The organism is Blastomonas fulva (assembly GCF_003431825.1).
Classification (GTDB): Bacteria; Pseudomonadota; Alphaproteobacteria; order Sphingomonadales; family Sphingomonadaceae; genus Blastomonas; species Blastomonas fulva.
The window spans coordinates 1779177-1802283 of the sequence record NZ_CP020083.1 but is presented as its reverse complement, the minus strand read 5'-3'; the positions used below and the strand labels follow the sequence as shown (position 1 = coordinate 1802283).

The following is a 23107-nucleotide window of genomic DNA, read 5'->3' as shown; positions in this document are numbered from 1 at the left end:
ATCCGCAAGGTTGGCGCCCTTTCCTGTTTGCAGCAGGTCAGTGCGAGGCGACTGCGTCCCGGCTCAGGACCGGTGCAGCCTAGCTAAAGCGGCAACCCGACATAATTCTCGGCGATTGCGGTCTGCATCGCGGGCGAGTTGGCGAGATAATCGAGCTCGGCGATCTGCATGCGGCGCTCGAAGGCGCCCTGCTCGGGAAAGCTGTGCATCAGCTTGGTGAGCGACCAGCTGAAGCGCTCCGATTTCCAGATCCGCGCCAGGGCGCGGCGCTCGTAGCCGAGCAGCCCGGCTTCATCGCGCTGGCGATAATGGCCGATCAGCGCGTCGGACAGATAGATGACATCGGACGCGGCAAGGTTCAGGCCCTTGGCGCCGGTCGGCGGCACGATATGTGCCGCGTCACCGGCCAGAAACAGCCGTCCATGGCGCATCGTCTCGAAGACATAGGAGCGCAAAGGAGCGATCGACATCTCCAGCGCCGGGCCGCGCGTGACGCCGTGCTGCGAAATGCCGTTGAAGCGGCCTTCGAGCTCGTCCCACAGCCGGTCCTCCGACCAATTGTCGATGCTCTCGCCCTGCGGCACCTGGATGTAATAGCGGCTGCGCGTCGGCGATCGCATCGATGCGAGGGCGAAGCCGCGCGGGCCATTGGCGTAGATCAGTTCGTCATGACAGGGCGGCACATCCGCGAGGATGCCCAGCCAGCCGAACGGATATTCATGGGTGTACTCGCGCACCACGTCTGCGGGAATGGCGCGGCGTGAAGGGCCGTGGAAGCCGTCGCATCCGGCGATGAAATCGCATGCGAGCGTGTGCGCGACGCCATCTGCGACATAGCTCACGCTGGGATGATCGCTGTCGACATCGTGCAGCGCCAGATCGGCCGCCTCGAACACGATGTTCAGCCCGCGCTCGGGGGCTGCGTTGATCAGGTCACGGGTAAGCTCGGTCTGGCCATAGACCACCACGTTGCGCCCGGTCAGCGCCTTGATGTCGATCCGCACCAGCATGTCGCCATCGGCGAGGTTGAAGCCGTCCTCGACCAGCCCTTCGGCATCCATCCGCGCCCCCAGCCCCAGCCGGTGCATGATGTCGGTGGTCACCGTCTCGAGCACCCCTGCGCGGATGCGGCTTTCGACATGCGCGCGGGTCTGGCGTTCCAGCACCACGCAGTCGATGCCCTCGGCCTTGAGCAGATGGCCCAGCATCAGCCCGGCGGGACCGGAGCCGATGATCGCGACCTGGGTCCGCTGGGCCGTCATGCGCCGAGCTGCCGTTCGAGATCGCCGAGCACCCGATAGCAATCGAGCACTTGAGCCACCGAACTGTTGGGCTCGCGTCCTTCGCGGATCGCGGCGATGAACTCTCGGTCCTGCAGTTCGATGCCGTTCATCGATACCGCGACCTTGGAGACATCGATCGGCTCTTCCTTGCCATTCACCAGATCGTCGTAGCGTGCGATATAGGTCGCGGTGTCGCCGATATAGCGGAAGAAGGTGCCCAGCGGGCCTTCATTGTTGAAGCTCAGCGACAGCGTGCAGATCGCGCCGCTCTCGCTCTTGAGCTGGATCGACATGTCCATCGCGATGCCGAGTTCGGGATGGATGGGCCCCTGCAGCGCGTGCGCATCGACGATCCGTCCCGCCTGATAGGCGAACAGATCGACGGTGTGCGCGGCATGGTGCCACAGCAGATGGTCGGTCCAGCTGCGCGGCTCTCCCTTGGCGTTGATGTTTCGGCGGCGGAAGAAATAGGTCTGCACATCCATCTGCTGGATGTTGAGCTTGCCGCTCGTGATCTCGTTGTGCACATACTGGTGACTGGGATTGAAGCGACGGGTGTGGCCGACCATGCAGACAAGGCCGGTCTCCCGCTGCTTGTCGACCACCGCCTGCGCATCGGCCCAGCTGTCCGCCAGCGGGATTTCGACCTGCACATGCTTGCCCGCGTTCATGCAGGCGATGGCCTGTGCAGCATGCATCTGCGTCGGCGTGCACAAGATGACGGCATCGACGTCATCGCGCGCCAGCGCTTCATCCAGGTCGGTCGTGGCATGCACCGCGCCGTATTTTTCGGCGACGGCTTGCGCCTGCTCCAGCCTGCGGCTGACGATCGAGACGATCTCCACCCCGTCTATCAGCTTCAATCCGTCGAGATGCTTTTCACCAAAGGCACCTGCGCCTGCGAGGGCAATTCTCATGTCTGTGGCTCCAATACCAGATGGCCGATGGCGGTGTTGCTGCACGGGATGTGGTAATGGCGGTGCAGCGTCTTCACGCTCTTGCCGAGCGCGCCGCGCATGATCAGCCACATCACCATCTCGATGCCCTCGCTGCCGGTCTCGCGCAAATATTCGATGTGCGGAATGTGCCGCGCCGCATCGTCATCCGCCTCGAGCATGTCGAGGAAGCGGTTGTCCCATTCGCGGTTGAGCAGGCCTGCGCGCGGTCCCTGCAGCTGATGGCTCATCCCGCCGGTGCCCCAGATCTGCACGTTGAGATCCTCCGGGAAGCTGGCGACTGCGCGCGCGATCGCCTCGCCCAGCGCCCAGCAGCGGTTGCCCGACGGCGGCGGATAGGTGACGACATTGACCGCCAGCGGGATCACCGTGGTCGGCCAAGCCTCGCACTTGCCGAACATCATGCTCAGCGGCACGGTCAGGCCATGGTCGACGTCCATCTCGTTGATGATCGTCATGTCGAATTCGTCGAGGATCAGGCTTTGGGCGATATGCCAGGCGAGGTCCGGATGGCCGATGACATCGGGAACCGGACGCGGTCCCCAGCCCTCGTCCGCCGGCTTGTAACGCTCGCCGCACCCGATCGCGAAGGTCGGGATGATCTTCATGTCGAAGGCGCTGGCATGATCGTTGTAGATCAGGATAACGACATCGGGCTGCTGCGCCTTCTCCCACTCCCGCGTCCAGTCATAGCCTGCGAAGATCGGACCGAAATAGTCGTCGCGCTCCTTGCCCTGGTCGTGCGCCACGCCCAGCAAAGGAACATGGCTGCTGGCCACGCCTGCGGTAATCCGGGCCATCAGCGCTTCTCCCTGATCGACCGCAGGCCTTCGGGCGAGCGGCCGCCATCTATCATCATCTGGCGGTATTCTGGCCAGCTCATGTCGGTCATCGTGCTCACCGCCTCGGCAAAGGCGATGCCGTCGGTGGAGAACAGCTTGGAGAGGAAGTAGATGTTGCCTCCCAGATCGATCATCGCGTTGTAATCGCGCGCCATCACCGCAAGCTTGGCCTCTTCCGGTATCGCCCATTCGTCGAGATAGCCGCGCTCGTCGGCCTTGAACCGCGCGCGGCTGTCAGCATCCATCAGGCTCATCGCGAACTGGTTGAGGTGATATCCCTGCCGTGCGCGCGCCGCGGTGAACACGCGGGTGCCCGGTATGTCCTCGAGCTCGGCGAGATAGGCGTGGATGTCGGTAGGATGGCTCACAGGCCGCGCTCCTTCAATTGCGCGTCGAGCCTGGGAAAGACGCGGCGGGCATTGCCCTCGAAGATCATGTGCCGCTCGGCCTCGCCGATATCGAGCGCATCGACATAGCGCTTGGTGTCGTCGAAATAATGCCCGGTGGTGGGGTCGATGCCGCGCACCGCGCCCACCATCTCGCTGCCGAACAGGATGTTCTTGTTATCGATGACATCGGCGAGCAGATCGATCCCCGGCTGGTGATAGACGCAAGTGTCGAAGAAGATGTTGTTCATCAGATGCGTGTCGAGCGCGGGCTTCTTGAGCATGTCAGCAAGGCCGCGATAGCGCCCCCAGTGATAGGGCACTGCGCCGCCGCCATGCGGGATGATGAAGCGCAGCGTGGGGAAATCGGAGAACAGGTCGCCTTCCAGCAGCTGCATGAACGCGATCGTGTCCGCCGCGATATAATAGCCGCCGGTGGCGTGCATCGCCGGGTTGCAGCTGCCCGAGACGTGGATCATCGCGGGCACATCGAGTTCGACCATCTTCTCGTAGAACGGATACCAGAAGCGATCGGTCAGCGGCGGATGCTCGAACCGCCCGCCACCCGGATCGGGGTTGAGGTTGCAGCCGATAAAGCCGAGCTCGGTGACGCAGCGTTCGAGCTCTTCGATCGAGCCCTGCATATCCGCCTTGGGGCTTTGCGGCAGCATGCACACGCCTGCGAACACGCCCGGGAACAGGCCGACCACGCGTGCGATCAGATCGTTGCAGCGCCGCGCCCATTCGCGCGCCACGCCCTCGTCGCCGACATGCGGTGCCATCGCGGAGGCGCGGGGGCTGAAGATCGTGAGATCCGCACCGCGTTCCTTGATCAGCCGCAGCTGGTTGGCCTCAATCGTCTCGCGGATTTCGTCGTCCGAGATTTCGGGATAGGGCGGGCAGATCGCCCCCGCCTTGAACGCGGCCTTCTGCTCCTCGCGCCAGGCGTCGTGCGCCTTGGGGAGGACCGTGTAATGGCCGTGGCAGTCGATGATCATGGTCATGCGGGGGCTTTCTGTCCGGCAGCGGTGATGGCATGCAGTTTTGCGCCCAGGCCTTCGGGCGGCGTGATCGCGAGCGCGCCCAGGTCCCGCTGGTGCGCAATGGTGCCGCGGGTCATCACAGGGTCGACGCCAAGGTCTTCCAGCGTCACCGCGACCTCTTCCATCTCGGCCGCGCGGCGCAGGCCGTGCGCCATCATCCGGTCGAGGTTGTAATCGAAACGCTCGCCCCAGGATTGCGCCTTCCAGCTCGCGTCGAGCGAGGCGATCACTGCATCGGTCACCCCTGCGCGGTCTGCGGCCAGCGCGCATTCGGCGCTCAGCGCCTCCAATCCCTTGACCATCACCGATCGGATCATCTTAATCGCCGACGCATCGCCGATTGCACGTCCGGCGACGGCGGTGTTGGCAAAGCCGAGCAGCGTCAGGGCCTCAACCGCAGCCTGAGCATGCGGGCCAGATACCGATAGCGGCACATTTTTGCGCGCGGGCAGCACCGGCGCCATCACCGCGACATCGACATAGCGTCCACCGGAAGCCTTGATCGCCTCGGCCGCGCGGCGCTTGGTGCCCGGCGCGACGCTGTTCATGTCGAGCCACAGCGCGCCCGCACCAAGCAGCGGGGCACAATCGAGCGCCGCTGCCAGCGCCTGGTCTGCAGTCACCAATGACAGCACCACCTGCGCACCCGACAGGGCGCTCGCGGCATCGTCCATGCCATCGACACCGGCAGCGTCATAGGCAGCGAGCATCGCGCCGCGTTCGCGCTCGTGCAGCGTCTTGTGGTCGAACGCCCGCGCGCCCGCCGTGGCAAAGGCGCGGCCCGCTTCTCCAAAGCCGATAAAGGTGGTCGCTGGCATCATGGCGTGGCCCTAGGGCAGCGAGCCTTGCTCTCACCAATCCAATTGCTGGGTCCCCTATTGGTTTTCGTGAAGTCTTGTCTCGACGGAGGCCTGATGCAGCAGATCGACCAGCCGCTGCTGCGCGCGCGTGGGCCGCCAGCCGCGGCGGGTACTGATGCCGATCGTGCGCACGCTGCCGGGCAGGTCGAGATCGATCCGCACCAGCATCGCGGTGTCGAGCTCGACCGCGATCTGGTCGGGGGACAGCAGGGTCAACAGATCGCTCTGCATCACCAGCCCGCGGATGACCATCACCGACCCGCATTCGACCGGAACCGGGGGAGGATCGCCTGCAAACAGCGCTTCCCAGTGCGCGCGCAGCGGCGTTCCCTGCGGGCCCACGACCCAGGACTGACCGCGCAGCTGATCCAGCGTCACCTGGCGTGCGGCCAGCGGATGGTCCTTGCGCGCGAAGATCGCCAGCCGGTCGGTGAACAGCGCAACCTGATCGATCTGCGGCGGCGGGTTCTCGCGCAGCGCACCGACCATCACATCGATGATGCCGTCAAGCAGCGGATCGATCAGTTCGCGCCACGATCCTTCGACGACGTCGATCACCGTGCCGGGGCTTTCGCGCAGGAAATGCGCGATGGCACGCGGGACCACCAAGGCGCGGCTGAGCGGCATCGCACCGATTGCGATCCGCCCGCCGACCTCGGGATCGCCGCGTGCCTCGTCCATTCCCGCCGCCAGCTCGCCCGCCGCCAACCGGACCCCGCGCGCCAGCGATCGCCCGGCGGGTGTCAGCACCATGCCGCGCCCGCGTCGCTCGGCCAGCGCTGTCCCGCACACCTGCTCGAGCTCGCGCACCGCGCGGTGGATGCCGGGTTGCGACAGACCGCTCGCGGCGGCGGCACCGGCAAAGCCCTGCGCGTCGGAAAAATGCAGAAAGGCTTCGAGCTGGGTCGCGGTCATGAGCTGTTCGGGCCGGGAAAAGCCGCGCGCGCCGGTGCGCCCTGGCCGCCGGGTCGCGGATGCCAGATGCGCAAACGCCCGTTCTGCCCGTTCAGCCAGCGCAAGGCCCGCGGCGGTAGGGGTGACGCCGCCCGAATGCCGGTCGAACAACAGCACGCCGATCTGCTTTTCAAGCTTGCCAAGACCCTGCGTCAGCGCGGGTTGCGACAGGCCCGCGGCCTCTGCCGCGCGGTTGAGACTGCGCAGCGCCACCACGTTGCCGAGTGCACGCAGATGGCGCAGGTTGAGATCGAACGGCTTGAGCATGAACACCAGACATAGCAAAAACCTATTGGCTGTCCACAAGTTGGATTGGCGTTCGGCGGGATCATGGGAGCACGGGGAAGCTCCAAGGGAGTGTTGCGCATGAATGTGGTGGTGCAGAATATCGAACGGACCGCGCTCGACATCGTCGATGGCCTGGGGGCTGCGGGTGTCGCAACCGTGCACGAGGCGCAGGGCCGCATCGGCCTGCTCGCGCACCATATGCGCCCGATCTATGCAGGGGCGCGGATCGCGGGCAATGCGGTGACGATCTCTGCGGCTCCCGGCGACAACTGGATGATCCATGTCGCGATCGAGCAGCTGCAACCCGGCGATGTCCTTGTGCTGGCGCCGACCAGCCCGTGCGTCGACGGTTATTTCGGCGACCTGCTGGCGACCAGCGCGATGGCGCGCGGATGCCGGGGGCTGGTGATCGATGCCGGGGTGCGCGATGTGCGCGACCTCACCCAGATGGGCTTTCCGGTCTGGTCCAAGGCGGTGTTTGCACAAGGGACGGTCAAGAACACGCTGGGCAGCGTCAACGTGCCGATCGTCTGCGCGGGCGCGGCGATCCAGCCGGGTGACGTGATCGTCGCCGATGACGATGGCGTGTGCGTCGTCACGCGGGCGGACGCAGCGGCGGTGCTGGCCAAGGCGCAGGCGCGCGAGGCCGCCGAGGAAGCCAAGCGCCAGCGGCTGGCGGCTGGCGAACTCGGCCTCGACATCTACGACATGCGCCCGCGGCTCGCCGAGATGGGGCTGAAGTATGTCTGAGGGCAAAGTTGCCCTCTCCCATTGGGAGAGGGAAGGGGCCCGCGAGGCGCAGCCGAGTGGGAAGGGTGAGGGCGACGCCCTCCCGGCCACCCTCACCCTTCCGGCGCTGCGCGCCTCCCTCCCTCTCCCGATGGGAGAGGGAATGTGAAGGCCATCCGCTGCATGTGGATGCGCGGCGGCACCTCGAAGGGCGGGTTCTTCCTGAAGGACGACCTGCCCGCCGATCCGGCTGCGCGCGACGCGTTTCTGCTGCGCGCGATGGGCTCGCCCGATCCGCGCCAGATCGACGGTATGGGCGGCGCCGATCCGCTGACCAGCAAGGTCGCTGTCATCAGCAAGTCAGAGCGGCCCGGGGTCGACGTCGATTACCTGTTCCTGCAGGTGTTCGTCGATCAGGCGATCGTCACCGATGCGCAGAACTGCGGCAACATCCTTGCCGGGGTCGGTCCGTTCGCGATCGAGCGCGGGCTGGTTGCAGCGCAGGACGGGGTGACGCGGGTTGCGGTCTATATGGAGAATACCGGCCAGATCGCAGTCGCCAGCGTCCAGACGCCCGGCGGGCGAGTGACTTACGATGGCGATGCGACAATCTCCGGGGTGCCCGGGAGCGCGGCGCCGATCCCGCTCGCGTTCCGCGACACCGCAGGCTCGTCGTGCGGCGCGCTGCTGCCCACCGGTCATGCGGCGGACGAAATCGACGGGGTGCGCGTCACCCTGATCGACAACGGCATGCCCTGTGTGGTGATGGCCGCAGCCGATGTCGGCATCACCGGCTATGAAGACCGCGACACGCTCGACGGCCATGCCGCAATGAAGGCGCAGGTCGAGGCGATCCGCCTCAAGGCCGGGCCAATGATGAACCTGGGCGATGTCAGCGCCAAGTCGGTGCCCAAGATGATGCTGGTCGCAGCCCCGCGCGAGGGCGGCGCGATCAGCGTGCGCTCGCTGATCCCGCATCGGGTGCATGCCTCGATCGGCGTGCTCGGCGCGGTCAGCGTCGCCACTGCCTGCCTGATCGAAGGATCGCCCGCTGCAGACCTGGCGCAGATTGGCGATGGACCGGTCAAGACATTGGGCGTCGAACACCCCAGCGGTGTCACCGAGTGCGTGGTGACGGTCGACGAGAACGGTCAGCCGGTCGAAGCCGGGATGCTGCGCACCGCGCGCAAGCTAATGGATGGCGAGGTTTTCGGGTGAATTTCCGCTTGTCACCCTCACCCTTCCGGCGCTTCGCGCCTCCCTCCCTCTCCCACCGGGAGAGGGAAGGGGCCCGCACCGCGCAGCGGTGTGGGAAGGGTGAGGGTGACCGAGCCTCAATGAAAACAGGATATATCCGATGAGCACCACCGACGCCCAGGGCCGCGTCCGCAGCTGGACGCTGACCCCCTCGAAGCCGCGCTTCACCCCGCCGCCGGGTGCGGTCGATGCGCATTGTCATGTCTTCGGGCCGATGGCGCAGTTTCCGTTCAGCCCCAAGGCCAAGTACCTGCCGCAGGATGCCGGTCCTGACGCGCTGTTCGCGTTGCGCGACCGGCTGGGCTTTGCGCGCAATGTCATCGTCCAGGCGAGTTGCCACGGCACCGACAACCGCGCGACGCTGGGCGCCATCGCGCTCTCCAACGGCATGGCGCGCGGCGTCGCCGTGGTTGATCCGGCGATTTCGGATGCCGAGCTCGATGCGCTGCACGCAGGCGGTATTCGCGGGGTGCGCTTCAACTTCCTCAAGCGGCTGGTCGACGATGCGCCCAAGGACAGGTTCCTCGACGTCGCACGCCGGATCGAGCGGCTGGGTTGGCACGTCGTGGTGTATTTCGAGGCGGACATCCTGGACGAGATGCTGCCGTTCCTTGCCGCGATCCCGGTGCCGATCGTCATCGACCATATGGGTCGCCCCGATGTGCGCCAAGGGCCAGATGGCGCGGACATGACCGCGTTCCGCAAGCTGCTCGATAGCCGCGACGACATCTGGACCAAGGTCACCTGCGCCGACCGGCTCGATCCTTCAGGCCCGCCTTATGCCGATTTCGTGCGCGCGGTGCGCCCGCTGGTGGAGGACTATCCCGACCGCGTGCTGTGGGGCACCGACTGGCCGCATCCGAACATGGAAAGCGTGCTGCCCGACGACGGCGCGCTTGTCGATACCATCCCGCACATCGCCGCGACGGCAGAGCTGCAGCACAAGCTGCTGGTCGGCAATCCGATGCGGCTTTACTGGTCCGATTGAGCGCGGATCAGAACCTGTCGAGATCGTTTGCCAGCGTGACCGGACCGGAATAGCTCTTCGCGATCTGCGTGACATAGCCCTTTGTCCGTGCCGGATCGGGAGTGCCGGCCGCAAAGTGCGTGATCACCAGCGCCTTCACCCCTGCCCTGCCGGCAAGCTGCCCGACAGCCTCGGGGGTGAGGTGATGGGTCGACAGGTGCTGCTCGAGATCGCGCTTGGCCTCTGGCGGCATGTTGGGGGAATTGCGCGCGACATTGGCCATCGTGCCCGCCATGTCGATCATCTCGCTGACCAGCAGATCCGCGCCTTTGGCAAGCTTTTCCACCGCAGCGCTGGGCCCGGTATCGCCGGTGTAGACGATCGACCGGCCCGGCATATCGAAACGGAAGCTGAGCGACTTGTAGTTGCGATCCTCGACACTTCCGGGCGCGAAATCATAATGCGTGTTCTGCGCTGCGGTGACGGTCATGCCATTCAGCGTGGTCTTTTCACCATCGGCCAGTTCGATGACGGTGACCGTATCGGCAGGCGGCGTCCAGGGCTTGCCCGGAATGCCATATCCGGCCCGCGCGGCAGGCTGCATCGATGCGACCAGCCCTGCGACCAGTTCGCGCGTTCCCGCCGGACCATAGACCGTCAGCGGTTCGCGCACATTGGTCTGGTTGCGCAGCCCCAGCACCGCTGAAAGCCCGCCGGTGTGGTCGACATGGAGGTGGCTGAGAAACACCGCGCGCACACGCGGCAGCATGATGCCGGCCCGGCTGAGCTGCTGCACCGTACCATCGCCTGCATCGACCAGATACACCTGGCCTGCATGCAGCAGCGCGTTGGCGGGCTGCGACCGGTCCGGCGAGGGAACAGGGCCACCCATGGTGCCCAGCGTGATGAACGCATCCGCTGCGGGCGCAGCGGGCTGCGCCAGCGCCGGCGTGGAGACCGCCAACGCCAGCGTCAGCCAGGCCGCGCGCATCAGAAGTTGAATCCGACGCGCACGCCATAGGTCCGCGGCGGGCGCAGCGTCGCCACCGGGAAGTCGAGGATCGGCCGCGTTCCCGCACGCGCCAGCACCTCTTCATCGGTGATGTTGTTGATGAACCCGGTGACATTCCATCCGCCCGCGCTTTCCAGCGTCAGATAGGCATCGGCCATGGCAAAGCTGCCCTGGCGTTCCTCGGGCCGGAAGTTCGAGTTGAGGAACCGGCTGCTTTCGATGTTGCCGCGCCCACCGAAGACCAGGTTGAGATCGCCGGTCAGCTCGAACGTGCGTTCATAGCCCAGGTTGACCGCCCATTTGGGCGAATTGACCGTGGGGTTGCCCGAGCAATCGATGTCGAAGAAGCGCGCACCGTTGACCCCCGGATTGGCGAGCCGGCTGCCCAGCGTGGTGCATCCCGTCGTCACCGGCGCGCCGGTGGGCGAGAAGTTGGCGGTCTGAAGTCTGTCGTACTTGCCGTTGAGATACTGGACGTTGAGATTGAACAGATCGTTGCGGCTCGGGGCGAAGCGGGCCTCGAACTCGACGCCGTAGATGCGCGACTTGCCCGCGTTGACCGTGGTCGAGCCCTGCGCGAAGATGCCGCCTGCCGTCCGCACGCCGCCGACGAAGGTGATCTGCTGGTCCTTGTAGTCCCAGTAGAACGCCTCGATGTTGAGCTGCAGCTTGTTGTCGAAGAAGCGGTTCTTGGCGCCCAGCGTAAAGGCGGTCAGCTCTTCGGGTGCGAAGGTGTTGTTGGGCGGCTGGGCGACAAAGAACCCGCCCGATTTGAAGCCGGTGGCGACATTGGCATAGACCAAAGAGGCAGGACCAGCGTCCCATTCCAGCCCGGCCTTCCAGGTGAATTTCTCGAACGACAGGTCACCGGTGAACGGCGCGCTGAGTGGCGGCGCCACCGGGCCGGGCAGACCGCCAGAGGCCACCGAGGTGAACTGCTCCTTGTCTTCCCGGGTGTAGCGGCCACCGGCGACCAGCCGCAGCGTATCGGCAATGTCAAAGGTCAGCTGGCCAAAGGCGGCGATGCTCTCGGTGCTCAGCCGCGGGGTGAAGCGGGTGCTCGAGATATTGCCCTGACGGAAGAAGTTTTCGGTGACCTGGTTCTCGCCGAAGTAGAAGACGCCCAGCACATAGCGCAGCCGCTGATCCTCGTTGGACGCAAGCCGCACTTCGAGCGAGCTTTGCTCCGCGACATCCTTGATCGTGCCGGCAAAGCCCGGAAGATAGGTGAGCACGTTGACGTCCGAGCGGCGATAGGCCGGAATGACGGTCAGCGTGCCAAAGCCCATGTCGCCGACGACTGTGGCGCTGACGCCGAAGAACTGGTTGTCGAGGAAGCCATCGGTGCCGGCCAGCGCAACGCAGCCGCTGTTGACGAAATTGCCCGGCCCTCCGCAGAACGGCGGCGCGAAGATCCCTCTTGCCAGATTGCGCACCGCAGCCTGTGCGCGCGGATCGGAGATGCTGACCCGGTCTTCGAGCGGAGGCACGGTGTAGCGAGCTTCGGGCAGCAGCACCGCGCCGGCACCTTTGCCGCGCTGGTTGTAATAGTCCGCGACCAGGGTCATCGACCAGCGGTCCGAGGGCTCGATCAGCAGCGATGCGCGGAATGCCTCGCCCTTGTCGTCGTCATAGCCGTCAGAGATATAGCCGTCGCGATCGACGATCTGCCCGGCCAGACGCAACGCCACCGTGTCACCGATCGGAATGTTGAGCGCCAGCGAGGCCTTCTTGCTGTCGTAGTTGCCGTATTCGAACAATCCCTCGCCGCTGAACGTGCCAAGCACCGGCTTTTTGGGGATGACGTTGATCGCGCCGCCGGTGGCGTTGCGGCCATAGAGCGTGCCCTGCGGCCCCTTGACCACCTCGACCCGCTCCAGATCGTAGAACACGCCGGCAGGGGCCGTCGGGCGGCCGACATAGATGCCGTTGAAGTTGAACGCGACGGCGTTTTCGGCGAACGAGTTCTGCGAATTGGTGCCGACGCCGCGCAGGAAGAAGCTGGTCGTGCCGCCGGTGGGCTGGACGACGAGCGAGGGAACCAGCCGGCCAAGGCCCGCGGTTTCGGTGATGCCCGACTTGGTGAGATCGTCTCCGGTCACCGCGGAAACGGCAACCGCGGCGCGCTGAAGGCTTTCCTCGCGGCGCTGCGCGGTCACGACGATCTCGCCAAGACCGGTGTTTTCCTGGTTCTCGGTGGTCTGGGCGGTATCGGCCTGGTCCTGCGCCCATGCGGCACCCGGGACGATCAGCCCGGCCAATACGGTGGTTGCCAGCAGCAAAGCTCTCATCATTCATCTCCCCAAAAAGGCGCGACTGCCTGCACGGGCACCCGCTGTATTGACGGACCTTTTAAGGCAGGGGCTAGCCATAGGTTAAATCTTTTGTTTTAATGGTAATCCAATCACGCCATCGATAGGTTAATTTCATGCGGTTCAAGGGTCTCGATCTCAATCTGCTGGTGGCGTTCAGCTGCCTGATGGAGACTCGCAGCGTTTCGCGCGCGGCCGAGCAGGTGCATCTCAGCCAGCCGGCAATGAGTGCGGCGCTGAGCCGATTGCGCGAATATTTCGGCGATGACCTGCTGGTGCTGCAGGGCAAAAGGATGTTTCCGACCGCCTATGCCGAGTCGCTGCTGCCGATGGTGCAGGAGACGCTGCGGCAGGTCGATGCGCTGATCACGACCTCGACCGCGTTCGATCCGGCCACCTCGCAGCGCACCTTCAGGCTGATCGCATCGGACTATATTACCGCCGCCATCATCGCCCCGTTGTCGCGCCGGCTGGCGGATATCGCGCCGAGCATCCGGCTCGAATCGGTGCTCCCCTCGGACGGCAGCTCGGATCTGCTCGCGCAGGGCGCGTTCGATCTGCTGATCACGCCCGAAGATTTCATCAACCCTGGCCAGCCGGCAGAACTGTTCTTCGAGGAACGCCATGTTGTCGTCGGCTGGGATCGCAACCCGCTGTTCGCCGACGTGCTCACCGAAGAGGCGCTGATGCAGGCCAGCCATGTCGGGGTGCACATGGGCAATCAGCGCACCAGCGCGTTCGGTGACAGCATGATGGAGCAGCTCGGCCGGTTCCGCCGGATGGATGTGATGGCATCGTCGTTCACCGTCGTGCCGTGGCTGGTAATCGAGACGGGTCGGCTGGCGCTAATGCACGAACGCCTCGCGCGGCGGATGGCGCGGATGTTCCCGCTGGCGATCGCGCCGATCCCCTTCCCCTTCCCGATGATGCGCGAGATGCTCCAGTTCAACCGCGCCCGCGCCAGCGATGAAGGGCTCAAATGGCTGCGTAACCAACTCCGGCACGACAGCGCGCTGCCGTGATTGTGCTGAGAAGCATCGACAGTGCTGATAGACATCAATCCAAACAATAAAATTTACAGATTTACGCCGGACCCTCTATTTCAGCACCATGATGCGCCCACCGGCTGAACGGGGGTGTCGGAGAGGTAGCGGACGCGTGAAAGACTTGAGAATTCTGATCGTTGGCGGCGGAATCGGCGGGCTGACATCGGCCATTGCGCTGCGACGCAAGGGCCATGCCGTCGATGTGATCGAGCGCGACCCTGACTGGTCGGTCTATGGGGTAGGCATCATCCAGCAGGGCAATGTCGTCCGCGCGATGACCGAGCTTGGCCTGATCGACGACTACATCAGCGCCGGGTTCGGCTTCGACCGGGTGCAGGTGTACATCCCCACTGGCCAGTGCGTCGCCGATATCCCCACGCCGCGGCTGGTCGATGGCTATCCCGGCAATGTCGGCATCGGCCGCCGCGCGCTGCACAAGGTGCTGGGCGACCGGACCATCGGCGCGGGCGCGACCGTCCGGCTGGGCCTGACCGTCGCCAGCCTGGACGATGACGGCGCGGGTGTTTCGGTCACCTTCAGCGACGACAGCACGGGCCGCTACGATATCGTGATCGGTGCCGATGGCCTGTATTCGCAGACCCGCCAGACGATCTTCCCCGACGCGCCAAGGCCCGAATTCACCGGCCAATCAGTGTGGCGCTACAATTTCCGGCGGACGCCCGATGTCATCGGGCTGCAGGCTTATGAAGGGCAGACCGGGATCGGGCTGGTGCCGCTCTCCGATGAGCTGATGTACATGTATGTGACCACGCCCGAGCCGGGCAACCCCTGGTACGCCACCGAAGAGCTGGCAGCAGCGATGCGCGCCAAGATCGCCGGGGTCCCCTCTCCCGCCATCGCCGCACTGGTCGACCAGATCACCGACAACCACGAGGTGGTCTACAAGCCGCTCGAATGGTTGCTGCTCGAAGGCGCGTGGCACAAGGGCCGCGTCGCGCTGCTCGGCGATGCGGTCCACGCCACCACCCCGCATCTGGGGCAGGGCGCCGGGATGGCGATCGAGGACGGGCTGGTGCTCGCCGAAGAGCTCGAGGCCGCCGACGATATCGAGACCGCGCTTGCCGCCTATCGTGACCGCCGCTTCGAGCGCTGCCGCTATATCGTCGAGTCGTCCAAGGCGATCTGCTTTGGCCAGATCGGCAAGGGCCCGCTGGTGGATAACGCCACTGCGACCCGGGAAATGTTCATGAAGGTTGCCGAGCCCATTTGAGGTCGGCGTTTCCCCCATCTTTCAAGGAGTTAAATTCATCATGGCCAGAGTAAGCGAGATTCGCCACGTCGGCTACGCTGTCACCGATCTGGCAGCAGAGGCTGCATTCTATCGCGACACCTGGGGTCTCAAGGACGCCGGTGAAAAGGACGGCATGCTGCACTTCGCCGCCGAAGGAAACGACGAGCTGTACGTCGTTCGCCTGCGCCAGGCCGATGTGCAGAAGATCGACATCATCACGCTGGCTGCCGACAGCCGCGCCGATGTCGATGCGCTGCACGACCAGGTCGCGGCCTATGGCTGCCAGGTGGTGTTTGCGCCCAAGCAGCTCGACACGCTGGGCGGCGGCTATGGCTTCCGCTTCTTCAGCAAGGACGGCCTGCCTTTCGAAATCTCCAGCGATGTCGCGCGCGGCACCTCGCGCGAGCTGGTCCGCTGGGAAGGCATCCCGCAGAAGATCAGCCACATCGTTCTGCATTCGCCCGATCATCACGAGATGGTGCGGTTCTTCACCGACGTGCTGGGCTTCAAGGTCAGCGACTGGCTGGGCGACTTCATGTGCTTCCTGCGCTGCAACAAGTGGCACCACCGTATCGCGCTGCTCCCCGGGCCGCCGTGCCTCAACCATGTCGCCTATGACATGCTTGGCGTCGATGACATGATGCGCGGCATTCACCGGCTCAAGCAGCAGGGCACCGACATCCGCTGGGGGCCCGGCCGCCACACCGCGGGCAACAACACCTTCAGCTACTTCACCACGCCGGGCGGCTTTGCGGTCGAATACACCGCCGATCTCGAAGAGGTCGACGATGCCACCTGGGTGGCCACGGTGCACGCGCCCGCGCCTTTGGTCATGGACCAGTGGGGAATCGGCATCGGCGGTCCGCAGACCATGCCGCACCCTGCGCCCGACAAGGGCCTGTTCCAGCCGGCGGGAGTATAAGCCATGGCATTGTTTGAGTATTTTCCCAACTACATCTGGAACCTCTCGGTCGCGATCGCGATCGAAAGCGGCGGGCAGATCGGCGAGATCATCGACATGTGCCAGCCGATCCGCGACGCCGCGGCCAATGGCGCCGATGCCGGCACGCCGCAGTTCATGCGGGCCTGGGTGGAAACCGGCGACAAGCTGATCGGCCTGGCGGGCGAGGACGAGGAACGCGGCCGCGCGTTCTCCGCTGCCGCCAAGCTCGAGCGCGCGGCGCTGTATCTGCTGGTCGCCGAACGGATGCAGGGCCAGGGCAGCCCCGACCGCGCTGCGACCTATGCCAAGGCGCTCGACACCTTCAAGCGCGCGATGACCCTGGGCGATCACGCGGTCGAGCGGGTCGAAATCCCCTATGAAGGCAGCACCTTCCCCGCTTTGTATTGCCGCGCGCCGGGCGATGGCCCCAAGCCGGTGGTCGTCTATTGCAACGGCCTCGATAGCTCGAAGGAGCTGCTCTATTGGTCCAAGCTGCCGCATGCGCTTGCCGCCCGCGGCATCTCGAGCCTGTGCGTCGATCAGCCCGGAACCGGCGAGGCGTTGCGCCTCAACAACCTTCCTGCCACGCCGCATTCGGAAAAATGGGCCTCCCCTGCGGTCGACTGGCTTGAAAAGCAGCCCGATGTCGACCCGGCGCGCATCGGCATGACCGGTATCTCGCTGGGCGGCCATTTCGCCCCGCGTGCGGTGGCGTTCGAGCCACGCTTTGCGAGCGGTGCCGTCTGGGGCGCCAACCACAACTGGGCCGAGGTCCAGCAGAAGCGCCTGCGCCGCGAGGGCGAGAACCCCGTGCCGCACTATTGGGCGCATGTGATGTGGGTGTTCGGCGCGACCGACATGGATGATTTCCACGCCAAGTCGAAGGACATGACGCTCAACGGCGTGATGGACCGCATCAAGGTGCCGTTCCTCGTCACGCACGGCGAGAAGGACCGCCAGATCGGGCTGGAATACGCGCACCAGAGCTTCGAGCAGCTGACCAACTGCCCGCAGCGCGAGCTCAAGATCTTCACCGCGCGCGAAGGCGGGGTCGAGCATGTCGGCGCGGACAACATGTCGTTCGGGCGCGATTACATCGCCGACTGGTTCGCCGAGACGCTGGGCGGTCGCACATCGGCGGCCAGGCCATGAGCTTCGTCGCCACCGCGCGCATCCCGACCGCCAGCGCCAGCAAGTATCTCCAGCAGGTCTGCAAGCATTGGGAACACACCCTGCCCGTCAGCTTCGACAAGGATCACGGGCAGATCACCTTTGCCAAGGATGCACGCGGTGCCGACTGGCCTGCCGATGCGGTGGTGACCCTGGATGCCGAGGCCGATACTTTGGTCTGCACGATCACCGCCAGCGCCGAGGGCCAGCGCGACGGGCTGAAGGGCGCGCTCGAGCGGCATATCGACCGCTTCGCTTTCCGCGAAGTACCGCTGGCGTACAACTGGACCGACGCATGAAAGAAGCGCGCGGCTATGTGCGCAGGCAGACGTTGATCTCGATTGTGATCACGATGGCGATCAGCGCCGGGTTCTTCTTGGCTGTCTTCGGCCGGACCGACCCCATAGCGGTTTGGGCACCCGACAATCTCGCGCTCGACTTCCTGCCGCAAGCGGGCGCAGCGTCGTTCATGGCCGCGCTGATGCCCGCGCTGCAGACGCGCGCCGCGATGACGAAGGGCAAGCTTCCTGGCACGCCGCCCACTATTGGATCGATCGTCGTGCGCGCGATCATGCTCGCGCTGCTGGCGCTGGGGCTGGCGGGCATGGCCATCGGCGCGTTGCAACTCAACGGTATCGCGACGTTCGCCTGGGGGACCGCATTTGCTATCAAGGTTGCATTCGGCGCGCTTCTGGGATTGATCATCACACCCCTGGCCCTGCGCTCCGTACTGACAAGAGGATAAGACCATGGCCCGTCACTTCATCGACCTGTCGATCTATCTGGAAAACGACGTGATCACCGATCCGCCGTTCATGCGGCCCAAGATCACCTATCAGCAGCATGCCGATACGGTCACCGAGCTCGGCCATTTCTTCCCTGGAGTCACCGCCGAGCAGTTGCCCGATGGCGCGGGCTTTGCCGCTGCCGAATGGGTGACGCTGACCACGCACAACGGCACGCATCTGGATGCGCCCTGGCATTTTCACCCGACGATGGATGGCGGCCAGCGCGCGATCACGATCGACGAGGTACCGCTAGAATGGTGCTTCAACCCCGGCGTGAAGCTCGACTTCCGCCATTTCGAGAACGGCTATGTCGTCACCGCCGCCGATGTCGAAGCCGAGCTCGCGCGGATCGGCCATGAATTGCAGCCGTTCGATATCGTGCTGGTCAACACCGCTGCGGGCGGCGCGGTGGGCAAGCCCGACTTCGTCGATACCGGTTGCGGCATGGGCTATGAGGCGACGATGTACCTGCTCGAGCGCGGCATCCGCGTCACCGGCACCGATGCCTGGAGCTGGGACGCCCCGTTCAGCTACACCGCCCAGAAGGTCGCCGAGAGCGGCGACACGTCGCTGATCTGGGAAGGCCACAAGGCCGGACGCGACATCGGTTACTGCCATCTCGAAAAGCTGCACAACCTCGAAAGCCTGCCCGCGCACGGGTTCACCGTCAGCTGCTTCCCGCACAAGATCCGCGGCGCATCGGCTGGCTGGACGCGGGCTGTGGCGATCATCGAAGACTGACCATGGCTTTCGATCCCCTTTGTCTGTCGGGCCGGACGGCCATCGTCACCGGATCGACGCAGGGGATCGGGCTGGGTGTCGCGCAGGCGCTGGCGCAGGCCGGCGCGCGGGTCATGATATCGAGCGAAGATCCGCAGGCGTTGGTGGCCGCCGCATCATCGCTCGCGCAAGCGGGCCATGATGTCCATGGGATCGCCTGTGACGTCACCGATGCCGCCGCGCTCGCGACGCTTGTCGAGGGCACGGTCGACAGGTTTGGCGGTCTTGATATCCTGGTCTGCAACGCCGGGATCACCGGCGAGGCAGGTAGCTGGGACCTCGGGGATTTCGATCGCGTGATGGCGGTGAACCTCAGGTCCATCGTTGCGCTGACGGCGCTGGCGCTGCCGCATATCGCGGCAAGCGGCGATGGCAGTGTCATCCTGATGTCGAGCCTGGCGGCGCTGCGCGGCAACGGCGCGATCAACGCCTATGCCCTCGCCAAGGCTGGCGTCGCGCAGCTCGCGCGCAATCTTGCGGTGCAGTGGGGCCCCAAAAGCGTGCGGGTCAACGCGCTTGCCCCCGGGCTGATCGCCACGCCCCTGTCCGAGCCGCTGATGGCCGACGAGAGCTTCATGGCGCGGCGGTTGCAGATGACGCCGCTGCGCCGGGTGGGATCGGTTGAGGATGTCGCTGCAGCGTGCGTCTTCCTCGCCTCGCCCGCCAGCGGCTTCATCACAGGCCAGCAGATCGCCATTGATGGCGGAACGTCGATCACCGATGGCAGCTGACCCGTCCTCCCAAGTGCTCGTCACCGGCGCGGGCGGCTTTGTCGGCCAAGCGCTGGTGCGCGCGCTGGCGCAGCACTGCCGCGTGACCGCGACGGACCGCAGCGGGCTGGAATTTGCCGATCTTGTCGGGGTCACTGCTGTGCCCGGTGACCTGGATGACCCAGCACTGCTGGCCGCGCTGACCGCAGCGCCGTTCGATGCCATCGTGCACCTGGCGACCGTGCCGGGCGGCGCCGCCGAAGCCGATCCCGCACCTGCCGCGCGCGTCAACGTCGCAGCATCGATGGCGCTGATCGATGCCGCCGCCGCGCACGGCAACCGCCCTCGCGTCCTGTTCGCCAGCAGCATCGCGGTATTCGGCGACCCGCTGCCCGCTTATGTCGATGATGCCACGGCTGCGCGCCCGATGCTGCGCTACGGCGCACACAAGGCGATGATCGAGGAGTGGATCGCGACGATGACGCGGCGCGGTGCGATCCGCGGGCTCTCGCTGCGGCTCCCCGGAATCGTTGCTCGGCCCCTGGGGCCATCGGGGATGAAATCGGCGTTCCTGAGCAACCTGTTCCACGCGCTCAAGGCGGGCGAGCCGATCAGCCTGCCGGTATCCACCGGGGCAAGCTGCTGGCTGCTGTCGCTGCGCGGGCTGATCGCGCAGCTATGCCAGGCGCTGGATCTGCCCGCCGACCCGGCCGATGCCCGTCTCAACCTTCCTGCACAGCGCGTGATCCTGCGCGATCTCGTCGCCGAGGTTGCACGCCAGACGGGGCACGACCCTGCCCTGATGGACTATGAGCCCGATCCCGCGATCGAGGCGGCGTTCGGACGCCAGCCCCCGCTCGCCACGCCCCGCGCCGATGCGCTGGGGCTTCGCCACGATGGCAGCCTTGGCGCTTTGGTGGCGCAGGCGCTGGCCGATCTCTGATCCCTTGAAAGGACCCCGCATGAAACTCGCAACCCAGGACAATGGCACCCCCGACGGCGCTTTGGTCGTCGTCAGCGCCGATGGCACCCGCTTCCTCGGCGCATCGGATGTCGCTAACACGCTGCAGGCTGCCCTCGATGGCTGGGCCACCGCCGAACCTGCGCTGCGGGCGCTGGCAGATCGGCTGGCCGGTGGCGAAGGCGAAAGTGCTTCGAACCTCGCTCTTGCCGCGCCCCTGCCCCGCGCGTGGCAATGGCTCGATGGTTCGGCCTTCCGCAGCCATGGCGAGCTGATGGAGACCTTGTTCGGCACCGAGCCGCCGCCTGCGGGCCGCCCCTTGATGTATCAGGGGCTGTCGCACCAGTTCCTTTCCGCCACCGCCGACGTACCGCTGCCGCGCGAGGAAGATGGCATCGATTTCGAGGGCGAGTTCGGCATCATCACCGACTTCGTGCCGATGGGCGTGACACCTGAGCAGGCCTTAGCCCACATCAAGCTGGTCGTGCAGATCAACGACTGGTCATTGCGCGCACTGGCGCCGATCGAGATGAAGACCGGCTTCGGCTGGGTTCAGGCCAAGCCCGCCTGCTCGGTCGCGCCGTTCGCGGTGACTCCCGATGTGCTGGGCGATGCCTGGCGCGAGGGCCGCGTCCACCTGCCGCTGAGCGTCGACTGGAACGGCAAGCGTTTTGGCGATGCTCTGGGCGGGGTGATGGAGTTCGGCTTCCACGATCTGGTCGCGCATGCCGCGAGCACGCGCTCGCTGTGCGCAGGCACGATCATCGGATCGGGCACCGTTTCGAACAGCAATTTCCGCGAGATCGGATCGTCGTGCATCGCCGAGCGGCGCGGAATCGAGATGCTCGACGAAGGCAAGCCGCGCACCGAGTTCATGCGCTTTGGCGATACCGTGCGGATGGAAGCGCGCATGCCCGATGGCGGGGTGCTGTTCGGCGCGATCGACCAGAAGGTGATCAGGGGATGAGCGCGCCCGCTTCTCCCCCCGTCCGTCGCATCGTCACCGGGCATGATGCCGCAGGCAAGGCCGTCATCCGCAGCGACGACCTGCTGCCGGTGGAACCGATCCCCTCGGGTGACGCGGCCTTCAGCCTGGTGTGGACCACCGCGAGCGTACCTGCGGACAACAACGACGAGACCGATGGCCGGCTGCGCGATGCCGGCCTGACGCTGCACCAGGGCTCGGTGATCCGCATCGTCGACATGCTGCCGGGCGGCACATCGCCGATGCACCGGTCGAGCAGCATCGATTACGGCATCGTGCTCGCAGGGACGGTCGAGCTCGAGCTCGATGACGGCGCGGTTACTAGCGCCTCTGCTGGCGATATCATCATCCAGCGCGGCACCATCCATTTGTGGCGCAACCCTTCGACGGATACCGTCTGCCGGATCGCCTTCGTGCTGATCGAGGCCGCGCCGGTCGTGGTGAACGGAGCAGCGCTGCCCGATGTCGAACCCTGACACGACCGGAACGCCAGCCCGCGAGAGCGTGATCCTCGTACCCGGGCTGCTGTGCGATGCTGCGATTTGGCAGCACCAGATTGCGGCGCTGTCGGCAGATTACGACGTTCGCATTCCCGTCCTGACCGGGCAGGATTCGATTGCCGCCATGGCAACGCACGTGCTTGCCGATGCCCCGCCGCGCTTTGCCATCGCGGGGCATTCGATGGGCGCGCGCGTGGCGTTGGAGGTTTGGCAGCAGGCGCCCGAGCGGGTGGAGCGGCTCGCCTTGCTCGATACCGCCGTGCACCCGGCGGGGCCAGACGAACTGCCAAAGCGCCAGGCGATGCTCGACATCAGCGCCAACCACGGCATGACGGCGCTCGCCGATGCCTGGCTACCACCGATGGTGAAGGACGGTCTGCTCGATGCCGATCTCGCGGTGCGCGCGGCGCTGTATGCGATGGTCGAACGCATGTCGCCTGCGATCCACCGCGCGCAGATCAAGGCACTGCTCGGACGACCCGATGCGCGCCCGCTGCTGCCGTTGATCGGCTGCCCGGTGCTGATCGGGGTCGGCGCGCTCGACCGCTGGAGCCCGCCTGCGCAGCACGAGGAGATCGCCGCTGCCATTCCCCATGCGCGCTATGTCGTGTTTGAAGGCAGCGGCCACATGGCGCCGATGGAGGCAGCTCAAGCGGTCAGCGACGCGCTTTGGCAATGGATGCACGAACCTGAAGGACAAGCGGCATGATGGAAATCGAATGGGCGGTCGAACGGCAGATCCGGCGCTTTGCCATGCTCAACGATGCGCACGACGCCGATGGGCTGGCGGCGATGTTCACTGCCGATGGCAGCTTTGCCCGCCCCAGCGAGCCCGACGCGCCGGTAGCTGGCCGGGAGGCAATCTGCGCCTTCTTCCGCGACCGGCCCAGGCGGGTGACCAGGCATGTCATGGCCAACACGACTATCGACATCCTGTCGGATCGCGAAGTGCGCGCGCACAGCTATGTCGTGCTGTACATGGCGGACAAGACGCTGATCGGAGATTTCCACGACCGCATGGAGCTGCATGACGGCGTGTGGCTGTTTGCCGAGCGGTGCGGCTCGCTGACGTTCTGACCCCTG

General features: G+C 65.6%; 25 protein-coding genes. 16 read left to right on the top strand and 9 right to left on the bottom strand.

The window, feature by feature from the left end; genetic code table 11:
- Positions 1 to 83: 83 nt before the first annotated feature.
- From pobA to B5J99_RS08345, 7 genes are read right to left on the bottom strand one after another with little or no spacing between them, the layout of a single operon-like run.
- The gene (gene pobA, locus B5J99_RS08375; RefSeq protein WP_117352154.1) at positions 84 to 1262 is read right to left on the bottom strand and encodes a 4-hydroxybenzoate 3-monooxygenase; all 1179 of its coding nucleotides are present in this window, start codon (positions 1260 to 1262) and stop codon (positions 84 to 86) included.
- Complete coding sequence (locus B5J99_RS08370; protein ID WP_117352153.1) at positions 1259 to 2200, bottom strand: Gfo/Idh/MocA family oxidoreductase; 942 nt, start codon at positions 2198 to 2200, stop codon at positions 1259 to 1261. The genes pobA and B5J99_RS08370 overlap by 4 nt, the downstream gene beginning before the upstream one ends.
- The gene (locus tag B5J99_RS08365; protein ID WP_117352152.1) at positions 2197 to 3039 is read right to left on the bottom strand and encodes a class III extradiol dioxygenase subunit beta; all 843 of its coding nucleotides are present in this window, start codon (positions 3037 to 3039) and stop codon (positions 2197 to 2199) included. Before B5J99_RS08365 ends, B5J99_RS08370 begins: the two co-directional genes overlap by 4 nt.
- A complete protein-coding gene (gene ligA, locus B5J99_RS08360) occupies positions 3039 to 3449 on the bottom strand; it encodes a protocatechuate 4,5-dioxygenase subunit alpha (RefSeq protein WP_117352151.1) in 411 nt (136 codons plus the stop codon). Before ligA ends, B5J99_RS08365 begins: the two co-directional genes overlap by 1 nt.
- Positions 3446 to 4471, bottom strand: coding sequence for an amidohydrolase family protein (locus B5J99_RS08355; protein WP_117352150.1), 1026 nt, complete (start codon positions 4469 to 4471; stop codon positions 3446 to 3448). Before B5J99_RS08355 ends, ligA begins: the two co-directional genes overlap by 4 nt.
- Complete coding sequence (locus B5J99_RS08350) at positions 4468 to 5331, bottom strand: NAD(P)-dependent oxidoreductase (RefSeq protein WP_117352149.1); 864 nt, start codon at positions 5329 to 5331, stop codon at positions 4468 to 4470. The genes B5J99_RS08355 and B5J99_RS08350 overlap by 4 nt, the downstream gene beginning before the upstream one ends.
- Positions 5332 to 5385: 54 nt before the next feature.
- The gene (locus B5J99_RS08345; RefSeq protein WP_117352148.1) at positions 5386 to 6591 is read right to left on the bottom strand and encodes a LysR family transcriptional regulator; all 1206 of its coding nucleotides are present in this window, start codon (positions 6589 to 6591) and stop codon (positions 5386 to 5388) included.
- Between the two features lie 99 nt (positions 6592 to 6690).
- On the opposite strand from B5J99_RS08345, the gene B5J99_RS08340 reads away from it, so the two are divergent.
- From B5J99_RS08340 to B5J99_RS08330, 3 genes are all read left to right on the top strand, one after another.
- A complete protein-coding gene (locus tag B5J99_RS08340; RefSeq protein WP_117352147.1) occupies positions 6691 to 7362 on the top strand; it encodes a 4-carboxy-4-hydroxy-2-oxoadipate aldolase/oxaloacetate decarboxylase in 672 nt (223 codons plus the stop codon).
- A gap of 162 nt (positions 7363 to 7524) precedes the next feature.
- Positions 7525 to 8559 (top strand): 4-oxalomesaconate tautomerase, encoded by a 1035-nt coding sequence (locus B5J99_RS08335; RefSeq protein ID WP_117353417.1) that lies wholly within the window; start codon positions 7525 to 7527, stop codon positions 8557 to 8559.
- A gap of 139 nt (positions 8560 to 8698) precedes the next feature.
- A complete protein-coding gene (locus tag B5J99_RS08330; RefSeq protein WP_117352146.1) occupies positions 8699 to 9586 on the top strand; it encodes an amidohydrolase family protein in 888 nt (295 codons plus the stop codon).
- 7 nt (positions 9587 to 9593) lie between these two features.
- Here B5J99_RS08330 and B5J99_RS08325 read toward each other — a convergent pair whose 3' ends face one another.
- Positions 9594 to 10556, bottom strand: a complete 963-nt coding sequence (locus B5J99_RS08325) for an MBL fold metallo-hydrolase (protein WP_162892513.1) — start codon at positions 10554 to 10556, stop codon at positions 9594 to 9596.
- Positions 10556 to 12871 (bottom strand): TonB-dependent receptor, encoded by a 2316-nt coding sequence (locus B5J99_RS08320; RefSeq protein ID WP_245991817.1) that lies wholly within the window; start codon positions 12869 to 12871, stop codon positions 10556 to 10558. Before B5J99_RS08320 ends, B5J99_RS08325 begins: the two co-directional genes overlap by 1 nt.
- 134 nt (positions 12872 to 13005) lie before the next feature.
- On the opposite strand from B5J99_RS08320, the gene B5J99_RS08315 reads away from it, so the two are divergent.
- The 13 genes from B5J99_RS08315 to B5J99_RS08255 all read left to right on the top strand — a co-directional run bounded on the left by B5J99_RS08315 (position 13006) and on the right by B5J99_RS08255 (position 23101).
- Positions 13006 to 13911, top strand: coding sequence for a LysR family transcriptional regulator (locus tag B5J99_RS08315; RefSeq protein WP_054133773.1), 906 nt, complete (start codon positions 13006 to 13008; stop codon positions 13909 to 13911).
- Positions 13912 to 14047: 136 nt separating this feature from the next.
- Positions 14048 to 15166, top strand: coding sequence for an FAD-dependent oxidoreductase (locus tag B5J99_RS08310; protein WP_117352143.1), 1119 nt, complete (start codon positions 14048 to 14050; stop codon positions 15164 to 15166).
- A 40-nt stretch (positions 15167 to 15206) separates the two neighbouring features.
- Positions 15207 to 16109, top strand: a complete 903-nt coding sequence (locus tag B5J99_RS08305) for a VOC family protein (RefSeq protein ID WP_117352142.1) — start codon at positions 15207 to 15209, stop codon at positions 16107 to 16109.
- 3 nt (positions 16110 to 16112) lie between these two features.
- A complete protein-coding gene (locus B5J99_RS08300; RefSeq protein WP_117352141.1) occupies positions 16113 to 17282 on the top strand; it encodes an alpha/beta hydrolase family protein in 1170 nt (389 codons plus the stop codon).
- Positions 17279 to 17599, top strand: a complete 321-nt coding sequence (locus B5J99_RS08295) for a DUF2218 domain-containing protein (protein ID WP_069051454.1) — start codon at positions 17279 to 17281, stop codon at positions 17597 to 17599. The genes B5J99_RS08300 and B5J99_RS08295 overlap by 4 nt, the downstream gene beginning before the upstream one ends.
- Positions 17596 to 18045 carry a hypothetical protein gene (locus tag B5J99_RS08290; protein ID WP_117352140.1) on the top strand — a complete coding sequence of 150 codons (450 nt, stop codon included), beginning with the start codon at positions 17596 to 17598 and terminating at the stop codon, positions 18043 to 18045. The genes B5J99_RS08295 and B5J99_RS08290 overlap by 4 nt, the downstream gene beginning before the upstream one ends.
- Before the next feature lie 4 nt (positions 18046 to 18049).
- Complete coding sequence (locus B5J99_RS08285) at positions 18050 to 18829, top strand: cyclase family protein (RefSeq protein ID WP_054133767.1); 780 nt, start codon at positions 18050 to 18052, stop codon at positions 18827 to 18829.
- Between the two features lie 2 nt (positions 18830 to 18831).
- Positions 18832 to 19599 carry an SDR family NAD(P)-dependent oxidoreductase gene (locus B5J99_RS08280; protein WP_117352139.1) on the top strand — a complete coding sequence of 256 codons (768 nt, stop codon included), beginning with the start codon at positions 18832 to 18834 and terminating at the stop codon, positions 19597 to 19599.
- Positions 19589 to 20521 (top strand): NAD-dependent epimerase/dehydratase family protein, encoded by a 933-nt coding sequence (locus tag B5J99_RS08275; RefSeq protein WP_117352138.1) that lies wholly within the window; start codon positions 19589 to 19591, stop codon positions 20519 to 20521. Before B5J99_RS08280 ends, B5J99_RS08275 begins: the two co-directional genes overlap by 11 nt.
- A 19-nt stretch (positions 20522 to 20540) precedes the next feature.
- Positions 20541 to 21506, top strand: a complete 966-nt coding sequence (locus B5J99_RS08270; protein WP_117352137.1) for a fumarylacetoacetate hydrolase family protein — start codon at positions 20541 to 20543, stop codon at positions 21504 to 21506.
- Positions 21503 to 22000, top strand: coding sequence for a cupin domain-containing protein (locus B5J99_RS08265; RefSeq protein ID WP_054133763.1), 498 nt, complete (start codon positions 21503 to 21505; stop codon positions 21998 to 22000). Before B5J99_RS08270 ends, B5J99_RS08265 begins: the two co-directional genes overlap by 4 nt.
- Positions 21987 to 22733 (top strand): alpha/beta fold hydrolase, encoded by a 747-nt coding sequence (locus B5J99_RS08260; protein WP_117352136.1) that lies wholly within the window; start codon positions 21987 to 21989, stop codon positions 22731 to 22733. Before B5J99_RS08265 ends, B5J99_RS08260 begins: the two co-directional genes overlap by 14 nt.
- The gene (locus tag B5J99_RS08255) at positions 22730 to 23101 is read left to right on the top strand and encodes a nuclear transport factor 2 family protein (RefSeq protein WP_117352135.1); all 372 of its coding nucleotides are present in this window, start codon (positions 22730 to 22732) and stop codon (positions 23099 to 23101) included. Before B5J99_RS08260 ends, B5J99_RS08255 begins: the two co-directional genes overlap by 4 nt.
- Positions 23102 to 23107 lie beyond the last annotated feature (6 nt).

What these genes read in the sequence shown, in the direction of transcription:
- pobA (WP_117352154.1), bottom strand. Translation starts at nt 1,262, where the DNA reads ATGACGGCCCAGCGGACCCAGGTCGCGATCATCGGCTCCGGTCCCGCC.
- B5J99_RS08370 (WP_117352153.1), bottom strand. Translation starts at nt 2,200, where the DNA reads ATGAGAATTGCCCTCGCAGGCGCAGGTGCCTTTGGTGAAAAGCATCTC.
- B5J99_RS08365 (WP_117352152.1), bottom strand. Translation starts at nt 3,039, where the DNA reads ATGGCCCGGATTACCGCAGGCGTGGCCAGCAGCCATGTTCCTTTGCTG.
- B5J99_RS08355 (WP_117352150.1), bottom strand. Translation starts at nt 4,471, where the DNA reads ATGACCATGATCATCGACTGCCACGGCCATTACACGGTCCTCCCCAAG.
- B5J99_RS08350 (WP_117352149.1), bottom strand. Translation starts at nt 5,331, where the DNA reads ATGATGCCAGCGACCACCTTTATCGGCTTTGGAGAAGCGGGCCGCGCC.
- B5J99_RS08345 (WP_117352148.1), bottom strand. Translation starts at nt 6,591, where the DNA reads ATGCTCAAGCCGTTCGATCTCAACCTGCGCCATCTGCGTGCACTCGGC.
- B5J99_RS08340 (WP_117352147.1), top strand. Translation starts at nt 6,691, where the DNA reads ATGAATGTGGTGGTGCAGAATATCGAACGGACCGCGCTCGACATCGTC.
- B5J99_RS08335 (WP_117353417.1), top strand. Translation starts at nt 7,525, where the DNA reads ATGTGGATGCGCGGCGGCACCTCGAAGGGCGGGTTCTTCCTGAAGGAC.
- B5J99_RS08330 (WP_117352146.1), top strand. Translation starts at nt 8,699, where the DNA reads ATGAGCACCACCGACGCCCAGGGCCGCGTCCGCAGCTGGACGCTGACC.
- B5J99_RS08325 (WP_162892513.1), bottom strand. Translation starts at nt 10,556, where the DNA reads ATGCGCGCGGCCTGGCTGACGCTGGCGTTGGCGGTCTCCACGCCGGCG.
- B5J99_RS08320 (WP_245991817.1), bottom strand. Translation starts at nt 12,871, where the DNA reads ATGATGAGAGCTTTGCTGCTGGCAACCACCGTATTGGCCGGGCTGATC.
- B5J99_RS08315 (WP_054133773.1), top strand. Translation starts at nt 13,006, where the DNA reads ATGCGGTTCAAGGGTCTCGATCTCAATCTGCTGGTGGCGTTCAGCTGC.
- B5J99_RS08305 (WP_117352142.1), top strand. Translation starts at nt 15,207, where the DNA reads ATGGCCAGAGTAAGCGAGATTCGCCACGTCGGCTACGCTGTCACCGAT.
- B5J99_RS08300 (WP_117352141.1), top strand. Translation starts at nt 16,113, where the DNA reads ATGGCATTGTTTGAGTATTTTCCCAACTACATCTGGAACCTCTCGGTC.
- B5J99_RS08295 (WP_069051454.1), top strand. Translation starts at nt 17,279, where the DNA reads ATGAGCTTCGTCGCCACCGCGCGCATCCCGACCGCCAGCGCCAGCAAG.
- B5J99_RS08290 (WP_117352140.1), top strand. Translation starts at nt 17,596, where the DNA reads ATGAAAGAAGCGCGCGGCTATGTGCGCAGGCAGACGTTGATCTCGATT.
- B5J99_RS08285 (WP_054133767.1), top strand. Translation starts at nt 18,050, where the DNA reads ATGGCCCGTCACTTCATCGACCTGTCGATCTATCTGGAAAACGACGTG.
- B5J99_RS08280 (WP_117352139.1), top strand. Translation starts at nt 18,832, where the DNA reads ATGGCTTTCGATCCCCTTTGTCTGTCGGGCCGGACGGCCATCGTCACC.
- B5J99_RS08275 (WP_117352138.1), top strand. Translation starts at nt 19,589, where the DNA reads ATGGCAGCTGACCCGTCCTCCCAAGTGCTCGTCACCGGCGCGGGCGGC.
- B5J99_RS08270 (WP_117352137.1), top strand. Translation starts at nt 20,541, where the DNA reads ATGAAACTCGCAACCCAGGACAATGGCACCCCCGACGGCGCTTTGGTC.
- B5J99_RS08265 (WP_054133763.1), top strand. Translation starts at nt 21,503, where the DNA reads ATGAGCGCGCCCGCTTCTCCCCCCGTCCGTCGCATCGTCACCGGGCAT.
- B5J99_RS08260 (WP_117352136.1), top strand. Translation starts at nt 21,987, where the DNA reads ATGTCGAACCCTGACACGACCGGAACGCCAGCCCGCGAGAGCGTGATC.
- B5J99_RS08255 (WP_117352135.1), top strand. Translation starts at nt 22,730, where the DNA reads ATGATGGAAATCGAATGGGCGGTCGAACGGCAGATCCGGCGCTTTGCC.